This window comes from Algoriphagus sp., assembly GCF_046296635.1.
GTDB lineage: Bacteria > Bacteroidota > Bacteroidia > Cytophagales > Cyclobacteriaceae > Algoriphagus.
The window spans coordinates 63,109-76,595 of the sequence record NZ_JBKBKZ010000028.1; the positions used below are offsets into that span (position 1 = coordinate 63,109).

The 13,487-nt window shown below is 41.1% G+C and carries 14 protein-coding genes; 6 read left to right on the plus strand and 8 right to left on the minus strand.

Going from position 1 to position 13,487, the window contains the following annotated elements:
• Window positions 1-485 precede the first annotated feature (485 nt).
• Window positions 486-2,033: a Fic family protein gene (locus ACK4HU_RS17785; protein WP_409809051.1), complete on the plus strand. Its 1,548-nt coding sequence runs from the start codon at window positions 486-488 to the stop codon at window positions 2,031-2,033.
• Between the two features lie 76 nt (window positions 2,034-2,109).
• Here the strand turns inward: ACK4HU_RS17785 and ACK4HU_RS17790 are convergent, their stop codons facing one another.
• From ACK4HU_RS17790 to ACK4HU_RS17800, 3 genes are read right to left on the minus strand one after another with little or no spacing between them, the layout of a single operon-like run.
• Window positions 2,110-3,135: a type II toxin-antitoxin system HipA family toxin gene (locus ACK4HU_RS17790; RefSeq protein WP_409809053.1), complete on the minus strand. Its 1,026-nt coding sequence runs from the start codon at window positions 3,133-3,135 to the stop codon at window positions 2,110-2,112.
• Between the two features lie 3 nt (window positions 3,136-3,138).
• On the minus strand, window positions 3,139-3,459 hold the full coding sequence (locus tag ACK4HU_RS17795) for a HipA N-terminal domain-containing protein (protein ID WP_409809055.1): 321 nt from the start codon (window positions 3,457-3,459) through the stop codon (window positions 3,139-3,141).
• Window positions 3,456-3,668 carry a helix-turn-helix domain-containing protein gene (locus tag ACK4HU_RS17800; RefSeq protein ID WP_409809057.1) on the minus strand — a complete coding sequence of 71 codons (213 nt, stop codon included), beginning with the start codon at window positions 3,666-3,668 and terminating at the stop codon, window positions 3,456-3,458. The genes ACK4HU_RS17795 and ACK4HU_RS17800 overlap by 4 nt, the downstream gene beginning before the upstream one ends.
• Before the next feature lie 305 nt (window positions 3,669-3,973).
• Here ACK4HU_RS17800 and ACK4HU_RS17805 point away from each other — a divergent pair, with 305 nt between their 5' ends.
• The 5 genes from ACK4HU_RS17805 (at window position 3,974) to ACK4HU_RS17825 (ending at window position 8,076) form a co-directional block, all read left to right on the plus strand.
• Entirely contained in the window at window positions 3,974-4,621 is a 648-nt protein-coding gene (locus tag ACK4HU_RS17805) for a hypothetical protein (RefSeq protein ID WP_409809059.1), read from the plus strand.
• A gap of 67 nt (window positions 4,622-4,688) precedes the next feature.
• Window positions 4,689-5,120, plus strand: a complete 432-nt coding sequence (locus ACK4HU_RS17810) for a DUF6717 family protein (RefSeq protein WP_409809061.1) — start codon at window positions 4,689-4,691, stop codon at window positions 5,118-5,120.
• Window positions 5,121-5,236: 116 nt separating this feature from the next.
• A complete protein-coding gene (locus tag ACK4HU_RS17815) occupies window positions 5,237-6,382 on the plus strand; it encodes a hypothetical protein (RefSeq protein ID WP_409809063.1) in 1,146 nt (381 codons plus the stop codon).
• A 195-nt stretch (window positions 6,383-6,577) separates the two neighbouring features.
• Window positions 6,578-7,669, plus strand: coding sequence for a hypothetical protein (locus ACK4HU_RS17820; RefSeq protein WP_409809065.1), 1,092 nt, complete (start codon window positions 6,578-6,580; stop codon window positions 7,667-7,669).
• A gap of 68 nt (window positions 7,670-7,737) precedes the next feature.
• A complete protein-coding gene (locus tag ACK4HU_RS17825) occupies window positions 7,738-8,076 on the plus strand; it encodes a hypothetical protein (RefSeq protein ID WP_409809067.1) in 339 nt (112 codons plus the stop codon).
• Between the two features lie 713 nt (window positions 8,077-8,789).
• Here the strand turns inward: ACK4HU_RS17825 and ACK4HU_RS17830 are convergent.
• The 5 genes from ACK4HU_RS17830 to ACK4HU_RS17850 all read right to left on the minus strand — a co-directional run bounded on the left by ACK4HU_RS17830 (window position 8,790) and on the right by ACK4HU_RS17850 (window position 12,827).
• Window positions 8,790-9,794, minus strand: coding sequence for a DUF4407 domain-containing protein (locus tag ACK4HU_RS17830; protein WP_409809069.1), 1,005 nt, complete (start codon window positions 9,792-9,794; stop codon window positions 8,790-8,792).
• A 4-nt stretch (window positions 9,795-9,798) separates the two neighbouring features.
• The gene (locus ACK4HU_RS17835) at window positions 9,799-10,377 is read right to left on the minus strand and encodes a hypothetical protein (protein WP_409809071.1); all 579 of its coding nucleotides are present in this window, start codon (window positions 10,375-10,377) and stop codon (window positions 9,799-9,801) included.
• Between the two features lie 19 nt (window positions 10,378-10,396).
• Window positions 10,397-10,684: an HNH endonuclease gene (locus ACK4HU_RS17840; protein ID WP_409809073.1), complete on the minus strand. Its 288-nt coding sequence runs from the start codon at window positions 10,682-10,684 to the stop codon at window positions 10,397-10,399.
• A gap of 670 nt (window positions 10,685-11,354) precedes the next feature.
• The gene (locus tag ACK4HU_RS17845; protein ID WP_409809075.1) at window positions 11,355-11,669 is read right to left on the minus strand and encodes a DUF4258 domain-containing protein; all 315 of its coding nucleotides are present in this window, start codon (window positions 11,667-11,669) and stop codon (window positions 11,355-11,357) included.
• A 138-nt stretch (window positions 11,670-11,807) separates the two neighbouring features.
• Window positions 11,808-12,827 (minus strand): helix-turn-helix transcriptional regulator, encoded by a 1,020-nt coding sequence (locus ACK4HU_RS17850; protein WP_409809077.1) that lies wholly within the window; start codon window positions 12,825-12,827, stop codon window positions 11,808-11,810.
• Window positions 12,828-13,487 lie beyond the last annotated feature (660 nt).

Consider the following 13,487-nt stretch of genomic DNA (forward strand, 5'->3'; position numbering starts at 1 on the left):
GCTGGGCTATTGAAGGGCGTGCTTACAGGACTTTTGCTCCATATGCCTGGAGTAATCGCTGTGGTTCTCTATCGCCGTGGTTCGTGTCTTCACGGACCACTTAATTTTATTTGTATGAAGTGAGGAGTCACCGTCTCAAATCATTCCGCAGCACCTGGAGTACCTTTTCCGCTATTTCGTCGAAAGCATATAATTGAAGCTCGGCCGTTGACTCATCATATTTTATTTGGATGTATTCCTTATTTCAAAATATTGGTCCTTAGTCGATTGTTCACGATTCGTGAACAAGTGAATTTAATGAACAAATAAATTGCTCCAAGGCTGCGGCATTGCTAATGCTTAAATCGAAATCGATGGATATTCTGTATTTTATTGAGTTAATACAGCATTATTTTATAGATTTGATACATCATTAAATTATTGTATTAATACATCATTGATTTATTGAACTAATAACAATGCATTTAAAATTCAATTGAAAGTATATGGCAACTCCAGCAGAAAAGTTAGCTGATTCACTTCAAGAATTAAAAGTACTTCAAGATCGAGGAATCGTGGCAATTAAATCGGAGATGCTCAGCCGTACGCATAGAGAGCGCTTGCTAAAAAATAATTTTATCGAAGAGGTTTATAAAGGATGGTATCTGATCGTTTCACCAACTTTTGGCAAAGGCGATAGTACGGTTTGGTTCAGTAATTATTGGGAGTTCTGTACTCAATATCTGGAAGATAGATTTGGGGAAGAGTGGTGCGTTTCAGCAGAACAATCCTTGGTGCTACACGCTGGAAATACCTCCATTCCCTTGCAATTGATTGTGCGGTCGCCCAAAGCAAATAATGCTACAACTCCTTTGCCTTATAACACCTCGTTGTTTTTATTGAAAGCCAATCTGCCGGATAAGAATGAATGTGAAGTAAATCAGGGCATACGCATGTATTCTTTGCCTGCTGCATTGGTGAGATGTTCCCCCAATACCTACACCCAAAATTCCTTGGACGTGAGAACAGCCCTATCATTGTTCAGCGATTCCTCTGAAATCCTGTCTTTATTGTTAAACGGGGGGCATAGTGTTATTGCCGGAAGGATTGCAGGAGCGCTCAGTAATATTGGTAAGGAAAAAATCGCAACTAATATCTCAGAGACAATGATTAAGGCCGGTTATGATGTTCGAGTTACTGATCCATTTGAAAAGCCAACGCCAATGATTTTTACTTCCCGAATAAGATCTCCTTATGAAAGCAGAATCAAATTAATGTGGATGGGTATGAGGGAAACGATAAATGCTCAATTTCCGTCAGAACCGGGTATTCCCACAGATATAGATTCTTACATTAAATCAGTGGAAGATATCTTTATAACAGATGCCTATCATTCCTTATCGATTGAGAAATATAGAGTTACTCCTGAAATGATTGAAAAGATCAGAGCTGGGAACTGGAATAGTGAAGCAAACAAAGCCGATAGCCAACAGCGGGATGCAATGGCTGCAAGAGGCTATTGGGATGCCTTTAATTCGGTAAAAGTGAGCGTGAAGAAGGTTTTGGGAAAATCAAATCCTGGTCAAGTGGCTGACGAGGATCATGGTGAATGGTATCGCGAGCTTTTTGGGCCCAGTATAATCGCCGGTTTATTGAAACCAGCAGACCTGTCAGGATACAGAAATCACCAAGTTTATATTGGCAATTCGATGCATACACCTTTAAACAAAGAAGCAGTGCGAGATGCTATGCCAGTTCTGTTTCAACTATTGGCAGAAGAACCGAGTGCGGCCGTAAGGGCAGTTCTCGGGCATTTTGTATTTGTTTTTATCCATCCATACATAGATGGAAACGGTAGGATGGGAAGGTTTTTAATGAATGTAATGCTTGCATCCGGAGGATATCCATGGACAGTTATCCCGGTGGAACAACGTGATGAATATATGCAAGCGTTGGAACAAGCCAGTACTAAACAAGATATCAAGCCATTTGCAATTTTTCTTGCTCAATTGGTCGATGCAGGGATGAAGGGGAAGCCAATAGCTAAAATTTAAATGTAACGAACACCTACAACACTCTCTTTGATATCAGCTCACCAATTTTTCACCATCTAATCCTACCTTTTCAATTTCAAATCAACTTTGTAAAGGAATAATTCAAGGATTTCAACCGGGTCTGATAGGAGTTCAAATAAAGGTTTTTTGAGTCATTATCCAAGAAGCTTCTTTCTGTTAGTTTTGCTACTTCATCTAATGGTGATCGATATTGATCCATTACCTTAAGTACTCTGGATTTCAGAATCCCTATTCTAATACCAAACTCCCAAAAATCATCGTAAGCCAAAAATCCGTTTGCCTCAAAGCTTGGAGTTAAAAAGTCATCCTTGAATAGACCGTCTTTTAAGGCGAGTTCAGGATCTTTTACATGAAGGCGGGTATTTACTAAATCATAAGCAGGACTTAGCATGTGGTCACCTTGTGAGGTTTCAAGGAGACTAAAGTTCTTCAGGTGTGCATCTCCGTTTGAAAACAGGAAATTGAAAACCATCAGCTTAAAAAACTCCTCTAATGCAAAAGGGTAGGCTCCTACATATTTTTTGATAAGATCAGCTATTCCTTCATAGCTGTAATTGTACTTGAATTCCTCCCCGTCAGTTTCCTTGGTTTTTCCTGCCAGGGTTGCAAAATCCTCTTTTCCAAGCTTTTTCCCAGTTGAGTAATCAATATCAAATCGTTTGGTAATATATGCTGGTTCGCCGTTTTGATAGAAAATCAATCCATTCTCAGCCACTCGTAATCCAAAAACCTGTTTGGCAATCTGCATTGTCAAATGCTCGTTTGCAGGTACCATATCTACTCGTTCCATATCTCTTGGAAAAGGCTTTAGAATAAAGGTTCCTTGTTCACCATTCTTCGTCAGTCTTACCGATCCCTTTTCCCAAATAGCCGAAAGCTTTTCCTGTGCTCCGGAAATTGATATCCGTTTTCTGTTTTCAAGCATCTCTTCCATTTCAGCCTCATTTTCGGGCTGATGACTTTCGTATGGAAGTAGATGTGAAGTCTTCTTTCCACTGAAAAGCTGTTTTAATCCAATGGGGCTATAACTCTTGAAACTGGAGCTGAGGGTGATAGGGCAATTTTTGAGATGAAGATTCATTCCTTAGATTGCTTTTAGAGTGACAGCTCCAATGGTGTCAGTGGTGGCTGTTTGAAGTAGCAGTGAGAAAAAATCGTTTTCATCTATTTGATAACTTCTGGCCTGAAGTTTCAGATTCACCCCTTCCGAGAGCATGTTGAAGAAGAATGGAAACAAATGATCGGAAACAAATTCCCTTTTGGTTTTAGGTAGGGTAAGACTTACAGATGGATTATCTGGATTGTTGAACCAGGCCTCATCGTATTGAAATTTATATCTTTTGGAACCTTCTTTAATCAAAAGTCCAATCCTTTCCCCATCGCGCAATACTTCGGCGGTTTTCATAGATCAAGTTTCTTAATGCCAAGATTGAGCTCCAATCCCAAAACTTCCGCCAGTTGGTTCAATATTTTAACTGATGGGTTTGCCTCGCCTCTTTCCAATTTGTAGAGTGTATTTATGCTTACTTGGGCCATATCAGCCAATTCGGGCTGAGTGATCACCAATAACTTTCTTCGTTCCCGAATGACAGATCCTATTTCTTCAATTGTCATTATAATGTGATTTTAGATCTAAATTAATGAATAAATCTAATTATTCAAATATAAATCACATTATAGTATGATTTATTGTTCGTTTTACTAATAGGGATATATAATTGGTCTTTAATTTCACAGTATAGTGTGATTTACCGTAGGCTAACACAAATGGCCCTCAGCTCCTAAGAAATGCTTTTTTGAGTTCGTGAGAAATCGGATTCAGTTCGAGCGAATTTTTATTGTAAGTAGACTACAAGCTTGCAGAGATTTAGCGGCATCAAGGTTTTGACGGAACTTTCGGAAGATTTAAAAACAAAGCCATGAACAAACAAACGTATTATCATCTGGTCCTTGACCGAAGCGGCAGTATGGATTCTTGCTGGAAAGAGGCAAGACAAAGTTTCCAAACCCAATTGCAGGGATTCAAAGACAAGCAAGTTGAATTCACAGACCAGGATTTATTTTTTTCTTATTGTGCTTTCAATCAGGTTCTGAAGTTTTCTGAGGGCATAGTGCCTATTTCTCAAGCAGTAATTGATTGGAAAGAAATTTTTCCTGATGGGATGACATCTCTTTATGATGCAATCGGTAATAGCATCCAATTTCTAAAATCAAAATTGAGGAGTGAGCTTGAGAATGAGCACACTGACGTGGTCATGCTAATTCTGACTGACGGCTTCGAAAACTCATCTCGGATCTTCAATGGTTCTGAAGTCAAACGTCTAATAAATGAGTTGGAATTAAGCGGGAAATGGCAATTTCTTTTCCTCGGTGCTGGACTGAATGTGGAAGAGGCAACCCGAGAATTGGACCGAAATGGAAAAAACTCTTTCAGTTTCGAGAAAAACACAATAGCGGCCTCAATGAATTTTGTCAGTGAGGAGATTACGGATTTCATGAAATTGAAATCAAAGGGTGTTAAAAAGGAGGAGTTTTTCAAAAATAAATCAGACAAAAATCAATTCTAATAGCCATAATCGAGCAGCCTCAAGTTCTTAGCCACCTTATAATTTAAACAAACAAAAAAAATAGACAATGAAAAGACATACACATAGGTTTTATAAAGAAGAAGGCAGATGGTATATCGATTTACCTGAATTTCTTGAAAAAGGATTAGGAACTAAAGATAACCTACAAATGGTTGGTGGTTCAGATAAATATTTGGACCTATTATATGATGTAGTTGATATTCTATGTGGAGTATATGGAGGAGATTCAAATTACGTCACATTGACTTTTTCAGATCAGCCACTAGGATATGGCGAAGAACTTATAGATACATTTCATAGAACTAAAATCGATAAAGATGATGGTTATCTAGAAAGTGTAGGCCATCCCGCTGTTGATTCTGGAGCTTACTATAAAGCTGAAGATGGTTTCGAAATTTGGTTGTGCCCGGTGACAAAATATGTGTTTCAAGGAGATTACCCTGAAACCATTTATGTCGCATTAATTGAAACGTACTAAAACCTCTAAGGGCAATTGCCCCTTTTGGATATTAGGCCTTGGTTTTTGGCAAAGAATAAGTAATATGGATCCTGGCCGCAGTGGCCAGGATTTTTCTAACCAGCAATTTTTAACACATGTATACAATTTGGCTAATCCGTTCCCAAGAATATCCAGCCGAAAAATTCTGGGAGGTTCTGGAATTACTGAAAACCTTTCAAGGTCCGCTTCAATTCAGGACCCAAGAAAAGCACTTGGAAATTCCGCAGGACAGGTTGGAAGAGGTTCCCTTTGAAACTATTGATCTGGATAGTCAGAAATTGGAGCCGATGGTGGTGTATGAAAGGATATCCAACTCCATGGTACAATACTTCGAGCCGCCTCCGTCCTATCATAAGGTGTCCTGGGACACCATTTTTGATCAATGCCAGGAGTATCGAACCAACCAGAGGATTTCCGAAAATGATTTTATCGTTCTACTGACCGAGCATTCCAATGAATACGGTTGGTTTACGGCAGGAGACCCAAAGGGAAACCGAAACTTGTTTGTCCATACTGCTTTTTGGGAACACTACACGGGGAGTGATCATCGATATCCGGTTGCATACCATGTGGCTTCTGCGATTTTGAAACGACTCACATTTACCAATTACAGTGATTTGAATGCCTTTCTTCACAAGGAGGCCCGAGGTTGCATGAATGATTTCTGTGCTGAAAAAAAGAAGGTTTCCCTGAAGCTTCGCACTGCCGATATCTGTCCTGCTTGCATGGATTTGATGGATAGAAGGAATGTGGATAGAGCTGTGATACGCCAAGTTCTGTCCATAATTGAAGGAATTCGGGATCAGATGCTATTCAAAAGCAGGTGGAAATTGGATCCCAAACCATTGAAACTCCAAGTCAAAGGAGAGAGCAAACGAATCATTTTCCCGGAGCTCGGTAACTTGGAGGTAAAATTTACGCCTCTGGAAAAAACCTTATTTCTCTTGTACCTCAAGCATCCCGAGGGGATTAGACTGGTTGAGCTTAGTGATTTCAAACCAGAGCTGAAAGAGATTTATGCCAGTCTGTATAATGGAAGCGATCCGGCGATGGTTGAGGCAAATATTGCTTCCTTGAGTAATCCATTGAGCAACTCAGCCAGTGAAAAATTCTCCAGAATCAAGTCCAAATTGACCCATGCCTTAGGAGCAGACTTGGCCCAGTTCTATTATCCCAAAGGTGAAATTGCCGAGCTAAGAAAGATTGAGGTAGGAAGGGAGTGGGTGGAATATTGTTCTTGAAAATTGAGATGATGTTGAAGTGGAAATTTGTTGAGTTTAACAATTAAAATAGGGAGGCGAAGCATCGGAGAAAAAAGAGTGAAGTTTTATAATCAGACATTTTCCCTCAGAATTCTTTTACACAGATACTTATTACTTTTAATTTTTCTCCAATTATTGTTTTTTCGTATATCGAGCACTTAATGGCATTAAACTATGGATTTTTACCTCAATCAAGTATTAAGTGCCTTTTCTTCAATGGATGCAAAGGAGTTGAGCGAACTTCTAAATCCTGAATCCACGTTTCAGGATCTCCCAAAGAATCTTTTTGTCAGAAAGGTGGAAGAGACATTTAAGGAGTTCAAAAAAGCGGGGGACGCTTTCCTAGAAGTAGAGTCGGGAAACTGCTGCAATCTGACCTGCAATCCTACTCTGATTCGTACAGCATATCGATTTACAGGGGATAAAACCCGGAATTATCTTGATTTTAGATTTATCGTTGAGTTGACAGATGATGGAAAAGATCACTCCATCTTAGATATTTTTGAGTGTTATTCTTTGCGATGCAAGGAAAGAAAAGATTGGTATGGGGAACAGATTAGGCTGTCAATTTTTGAAGATGAAATGCCTGGATATAAAGGGAGCCCAGATGAAGTGATTCACACCGAAATAGCATTGAGGGCGGAATCAGAATTTATCGAGGGGAAAGATAAACTTAACCTGGATGAGGCAGAGACTTGGATATTGAAGTATATGCCAACTTATGAGTTTTTCAATGAAAATGGTCAATTCGAACCTTATCACTTTTGGAGCTGGAATAATTTTTATTGGTTTTTTAAAGGCATTCAACATTCATTGGGCTTTTTTAAAAATTGGGAAAAGTCGTTAGTTGTGGAGGCTATTTATCTGAACTTGGATTTGCCTGATGAGGAAACTCTGATTGAAATTATATTGAATGCTGAAGGTATTTTGAAAGAAAATGGAGAAGAATATTTTGTCCTTGCTTTAAAGGAGAAAAATTCATTTCAGATTGCTTTGTATTCATTACCGTTTGAAGGAAATCTTGTTGACATCTTTTATCGATACTGGGCTTGGTTTGCACCCCGTCAGGAAACATTGGTGAAAAAGTATTTTGCGCTCAACGAAACTGAAACCGATGAATTTTTGGAGGATAAAGATGAACTGACCACTGCTGTGAATATCAGGCTTCTTTCATTTCATCTCGATATCCGAAAAGGGGCCAAAGATAGAGGAGAGGACATTCCTTTTGGTTTAGGAGAAAAGGATTTGCCACCCTTTTGCAAATAAGTTTTTAATAAAAAAGGACTACCATGATCAGCACCATTTAAAGTGTTTTTGACGTAATAACCACGGCTATGATTGATTTGGGAAAACTGCGGGCTCTTCAAATTAAAAAAGAAATCATCAGTGTAAACCTGATTGAAAAGGAGGGTCTTAGGAATAAAACCTATTTCTACATGGGGATTTTTCTATTGGCGATTTTAATGATGGGGATCTTTCAAACTGCGTATAGTAATTCCCAAATAACTGAACAGGATTTCAAGGCAGGGAAGGCGATCTTAAGATTTGGCGGCATGTTTTTTTGGATTGGCATCTTTCTAATTTTACGAGTTTACTCACTCAAAAAAGAGATAAAATCCCTTGAAAAAGAGTATCAGGAATTGAATCAGGAGATTTTGCATTTGAGTAATTAAAGATTGGTGTTAACTCACGAGTTTAAAAGAGTAAGGAAATAAAACCGGGACTTTTCCATTCTGTACTCAGTCCCGTACCTGTCGCTTTCGGGGGCAGTCCCCTTAACTTGGTCGGTCGGGAAATTTATTTCCCCAGTGTACCCGCCAATTTCTTGAGCATCTCGGCTACCGCGTCGATTATCTCTTCCCATTGTTCTTTAGTTGTTTCGGTCATTTTTTCTGCATTTGATTGGTTTGCACTCTCTACGGTTCAGATTTATCCTACCGCCGGAAGTCCAATTCTGTCTTTGCTTGACTCGTTTGGATTCTTCAGGGGAGGCACCCTTAGGCTTACATCTGCTCTTAAGCAGTGTTGACAGTTTCTCGCAGATCACGCACTGGTGGAACCCTTTTTCTCCCTTTCCTCGATAAACTTTAAGGCGATTGGGAGCAAGGCTGCTGCGATGGAAAGGATGATTTTTAATTTAGAAGTCATGGTTTTGTGATTTAGAGAGTGAAAAATTAAAACCGGGACTTTTCCACTTTGTACTCAGTCCCGCACCGATTGCTTTCGGGGCGAATCCCCACCATTTGGTCGGTCGGGAAACTTATTTTCCCAGTGTACCCGCCAATTTCTTGAGCATCTCCGCTACCGCGTCGATTATCTCTTCCCATTGTTCTTTAGTAGGCTTTCCCATCTTTTTTTAGGTTTAAGGTGTATAAAATCGTTGAGTTCAAATGATCCTTCGGGTAGGAGTCTCTCCAAGCAGCTGTCTGACTTGAGCATAATCCTCACCGAGGGCACCGTATTCTCTGGCCACCTGCGCTTTTCTTCTGCGATAGGCTTCCAGTTTTTGCTTGCCGTAGCTTTCCTCTGCCTCCAGCCAATCCTCGAAAATGGTGTCCGAGGTAAAGGACTTATAGAGGATAAAAAAGACCTCGAGCATCGCCACAAAGGCGAAGAAGAAGAAGTAAATCGCAATCGCATATCCATCGCTAAATACAAAGCCATGCAAATCCTTCAGTTGGCTGAGCAGTGCGTCCTGCCTCTTGGTGAGTTTTTGCTCGGCATGCGCTTTTGCCGCCTCATCAAGTCTAGTTCTTTCAGCTCCGAGCGCTTCTTCCACCCGTGCGGCTTCTTTTGCAGTCTCGACTTTTTGATGCTCGATGGCGTCAGAGATTTTTCCTTTACCAGTCTTTCCGGAGCCTCCCTTTCCCGTCATTTCCAGAATGTGTGCATCACCAAGGCTGGTTTCCCTTGCCTGCAATACAGGTAGAAGTTGTTCCAATCGGGTTAGTTCAGCACTATGGTCTGCCTTATAAGCTTCCTCTTCATGACTTCTTGATTCCGAGAGGAGAGCCTGACGATACTCTGCCAGATCTCCCTGGAACAAGGCCAAGTCCAATGCGACTGATCCCAATACGGTGGATACCACTGCGAATCCAAATCTCAGTACTATAAGTCCAAGGGTCCTCCCTGTTTTGGGGGTGGCTACAAAGCTCCGGTCCACTGCCAGGATGATGCCTCCTAGGGTGAGGGCGACGATTGCCGAAGCAATGTAGCCCAGACCCAGCAGGAAGTGTGCGAGATAGAATCCCGAGAAAGCCCAAAGGATAACCGGAATTAGGATGAGTAGGCCAAGCGTAACGATTTTTTGTCGGCTGGCCGTGGGCTGACGCAAGACAGTTTCGTAGTCGTAGCCAAACAGGGTGCAGAAAATTTTCATGAGAGTTGTCATAGCCTTAGAGTGTTTTGATGTGTTTGAAAATGAGTTGTTCTTCTACATAAAGGTCATAGCCTCGTCTAAACCCGGCCTTGTAATACCGGTATGGTTTCTCCACAAATCCCTCTCCTGTCACTGCCAGGTCTTTTTGAGTCATCAGCTCGCGCTTTTGCTTGACCAATTGATCCTGACGGGTGTGAATTTTCTCAAAGAGCTCAGGAGTTTCCTCTCTCATCCTATCGGTCAGATGAATGCCGAGTGGTTCCAGTTGGACCTCAATGTCTTGCAGAGCCTTGTCAAATGCTTGTCTGAAGTCAGTGGCGATCAGTTCCAGTTGCATGTCCAGTCCGGCGAGATCATGGATCTCATAGCCGTCTTTGTGGCCCATTCCTGCGTAGTCCAGTGCGAGGAGTTCTTCCAGGATTGTTTTCTCCCGCTTTGTCAGTCTGGCGGGTTCAGGACTCAGAAATTCTCTTGGCTCCCGGTCTTCGATAAACAAATCCCGAGACGGGAATGCAGGAGATACAATTGGGGCCGGCATTTCTGGCTGAGCAGTTGCAGGTCTCGTTCCGAATATTTTTTGAAAGAAAGTTGTCATAGCTGTGTCGTTTAAAGGGTTAGATGTCTTTGATTGGAATTGAAAACTGTTGATGACCTGTTTGGTGGCAGGAATGGCAGAGCGTGATCAGCAGGTATTCGGGATATTCCCAAGGCTTGATCCATATGCCAGTCGTTTTGATCCGATGATATTGGCGATGATGGACGTGTAGGCTTGTCTGGGATCCGCAACTTCTGCACTGATGGCGGTCTCTGTCCAGAATAGCTTCCCGTAGTTCCCGCCAACGGCGGTCGAGCAAGGCTTCCTGGTAGGCTTCTTTGTGTGGTTGGATTTGGAATTCAGTCATGAGGTCCTCCTTTCCGGTTTTAAAGTGTGAATTAGGATTTTTGGCTTTGGGCGGCCGTGCTTTAATCCTATTCCGGAGAGAACCTGAAAAAATCAGGAGTCTGTTGGCTTTGGATGTCAGGCTACAGGCCCGTTGTATTTTTAGACTTGTGTTTCATGATTCACCTCCTTTGGTTTTAAATTTCAATTACTTTTGTTTCTCGGTTTTTCCTTTGTCGATGCAAGGTTAAGTGGCATAGGCGAAATTTTAGTTCGTGTATTTTATTTTTTTCCCAGAATCCATTTTCTGATTTAAGACAGGTAAGGACTAAGGCCATCTACTTGAATTTTTGGTGCTTGGATTTCAAGTCTCGACTCGGGCGTTTCCAGAATTCGATGCAAGTTTAGATCGGGTCGGCGCAGTCTTGATTCGTGTATTTAATTTTTTTCAAGCACCCATTTTCTGATTTAAGACAGGCAAAGACTAAGGTCATGCTTGAATTTTTGGTGCTTGGATTTCAAGTCTCGACTCGGGCGTTTCCAGAATTCGATGCAAGTTTAAATCGGGTCGGCGCAGTCTTGATTCGTGTATTTTATTTTTCATGATTCACCTCCTTTTGAGTTATTTTAAAATCAGGGTTATGATGTCGAAAGTAAGTTCTTGGCATGTTCCGGATTTCGTTTTTCAAGTTTCAATTCAACTTCCCTTTACAGAGATACTTGGTTTTACGCTTAATGGCTTTCACTGCCTGAGGGTTTCGATAGCAGGTGATGAGTTGAGCTCCGCTTTTATCGGTGATTACGATAAGATCCCTGACTGCCTCCTGTTCTTTTCTTTCCCAATTTGTTGCAAAGGATTTGGGTACGTAGTAATACCGGAGTCCCTGCTTTCGGATAACCTGCCCTTGACTGAGTACAAGTCTCACCATATCGGCCTTTATTCCTCTTTGCTCCATCCGAACACTCCCGTGTCGGCTTAAGCGGAATGATGTGGTTTTGCTGTCCATGATTTTTTGTTTTTGATGATGGGACAAAGCAAATCATGATAGGTGAAAACCTAGTTCGCCTATTTGAATTGGGCAAAAAAAATCCCCGTTCGCACAGGGATTTTTAGAAAGAATTTGTGAAAAAAGGCATCTAGGCATTTATTGAAGATAATTTTCAAACATGTTAGCTACAATAGATTTCATTTGATCTCTGACAGAATCAGGGCTAATAATCTTAAGATCATCTCCGAAAAACAGCATTTGGGAATAGAATTCTTTATTGGGAATTAATTTGAGGGTGATTTCATCCCATTCGGGATTTTCGGGGAGGGGATTGTGTTGTTGAGTATGGTGGATTCGTTTTGTCAAGACATATAAAATCCTGGTTTTTTTAATAAAAAGTGTGACATTTTCAACTGGTCTCTTCTCCCAGGTCACTCCAAGGAAGTTAAAGAAAAATTCTTTTGGGTCTTCATCTTCTGGATAGGGAATGAAAGGGTATTTTGAGGTCGGCTCAATTTGCTTTATTCGATCGAGTGCAAGGCAGGTTAAGTGATCAAAATGATTGGTTTTGCAGAGGATATACCATCGGTTGTTGTATTCCTTGAGTAAATAGGGCGATATGAAGTGATCGTCTTCCGGTTTTCCGAAAGCAAGGTAAGTGATTTGAAGTGGAGTTTTTTTTCGAATTGCTTGAAAAAGGGGATGAATATGTTGCCTTCCCACCTGATCTGGATTTTCTTCATATAAGATGGCGGTGGATGGCATAACCTTTTCCGGATCAGGTAGGATTCGACCAATAAGTTCATGAATCCACTCCACCTCCGGCCTTCCTTCAAAGGCCAACAGGGTCTGCAATGCCTCATTCAATGCATCTCGATCATCCGGCTTTAAGGTTTGCTTGCGAATGGAATAGTCTGAATCGGAATACCGGTAGTACTTTTTCCTTTTATCGAAAGAATCAAAATATTCTTCAATAGGGGCTGCATAGTTGCTATACTGCAGGTATTTGAGGTCAATCTGTATTTGCCGGATACTGACTTCCACTTCTTCACTTAAGTAGTCAGAAAGAGCTTTGTCACAGGCTTTTTTCAAATCATTAGTTCCACAGTTACGTTTGTTCTTAAGACAACTGTCAATGGCGAGGTATCTTACTTGTGGTTTTTTGGAGTCAGACATAGAGTTGAGTGGTATGAGTAAGAAAAACGGCGTGTATAAAACTAAGAAAAGCTTTGGAAAAGAGGAGGGGAGTTGTTGAAATTGTTCGAAATAAACGGATAGGTCACCGCAGGGATATCGGGATAGCTTTTTGATGTTTTGTTTACGCCATATAGCCTCCCCTGTAAGCTGGCTCCTCGCTAAAAAAGTCCCGCCGGACCTTTTTTTAACGCTCGGCCCTCCTTATTGCCTGCCCTGAGCGGAGTCGAAGGGTATTGGATGTAGCGTTTTGAGAATGCAGGTGGTGGTGCTATGAGATTAGTTTGCACGTCTTAATCCTTATTGTATTGGATGGCCTGTCGGGATGACCGCAGGGATCGGGATAGCTTTTTGAAAATTACTTTGTTCAAATAAATAATATAACCGTAAAGTCTTAATCCTTATTGTATTGGATGTAGCTTTTTGAGCTTTAACCTACACATATTATGGCTATTGCTATCTTTCGTCTTAATCCTTATTGTATTGGATGGCCCGTCCCGATGACCGGAGGATATCGGGATAGCTTTTTAACATTAGGTATTCATTTGATAGCCTCCCCTGCAAGCTGGCCCGAAGCTAAAAAGCTTCACTGAAGCTTTTCTTAACGCTTCGTCCTCCTTATTGTATTGGATGTAGCTTTTT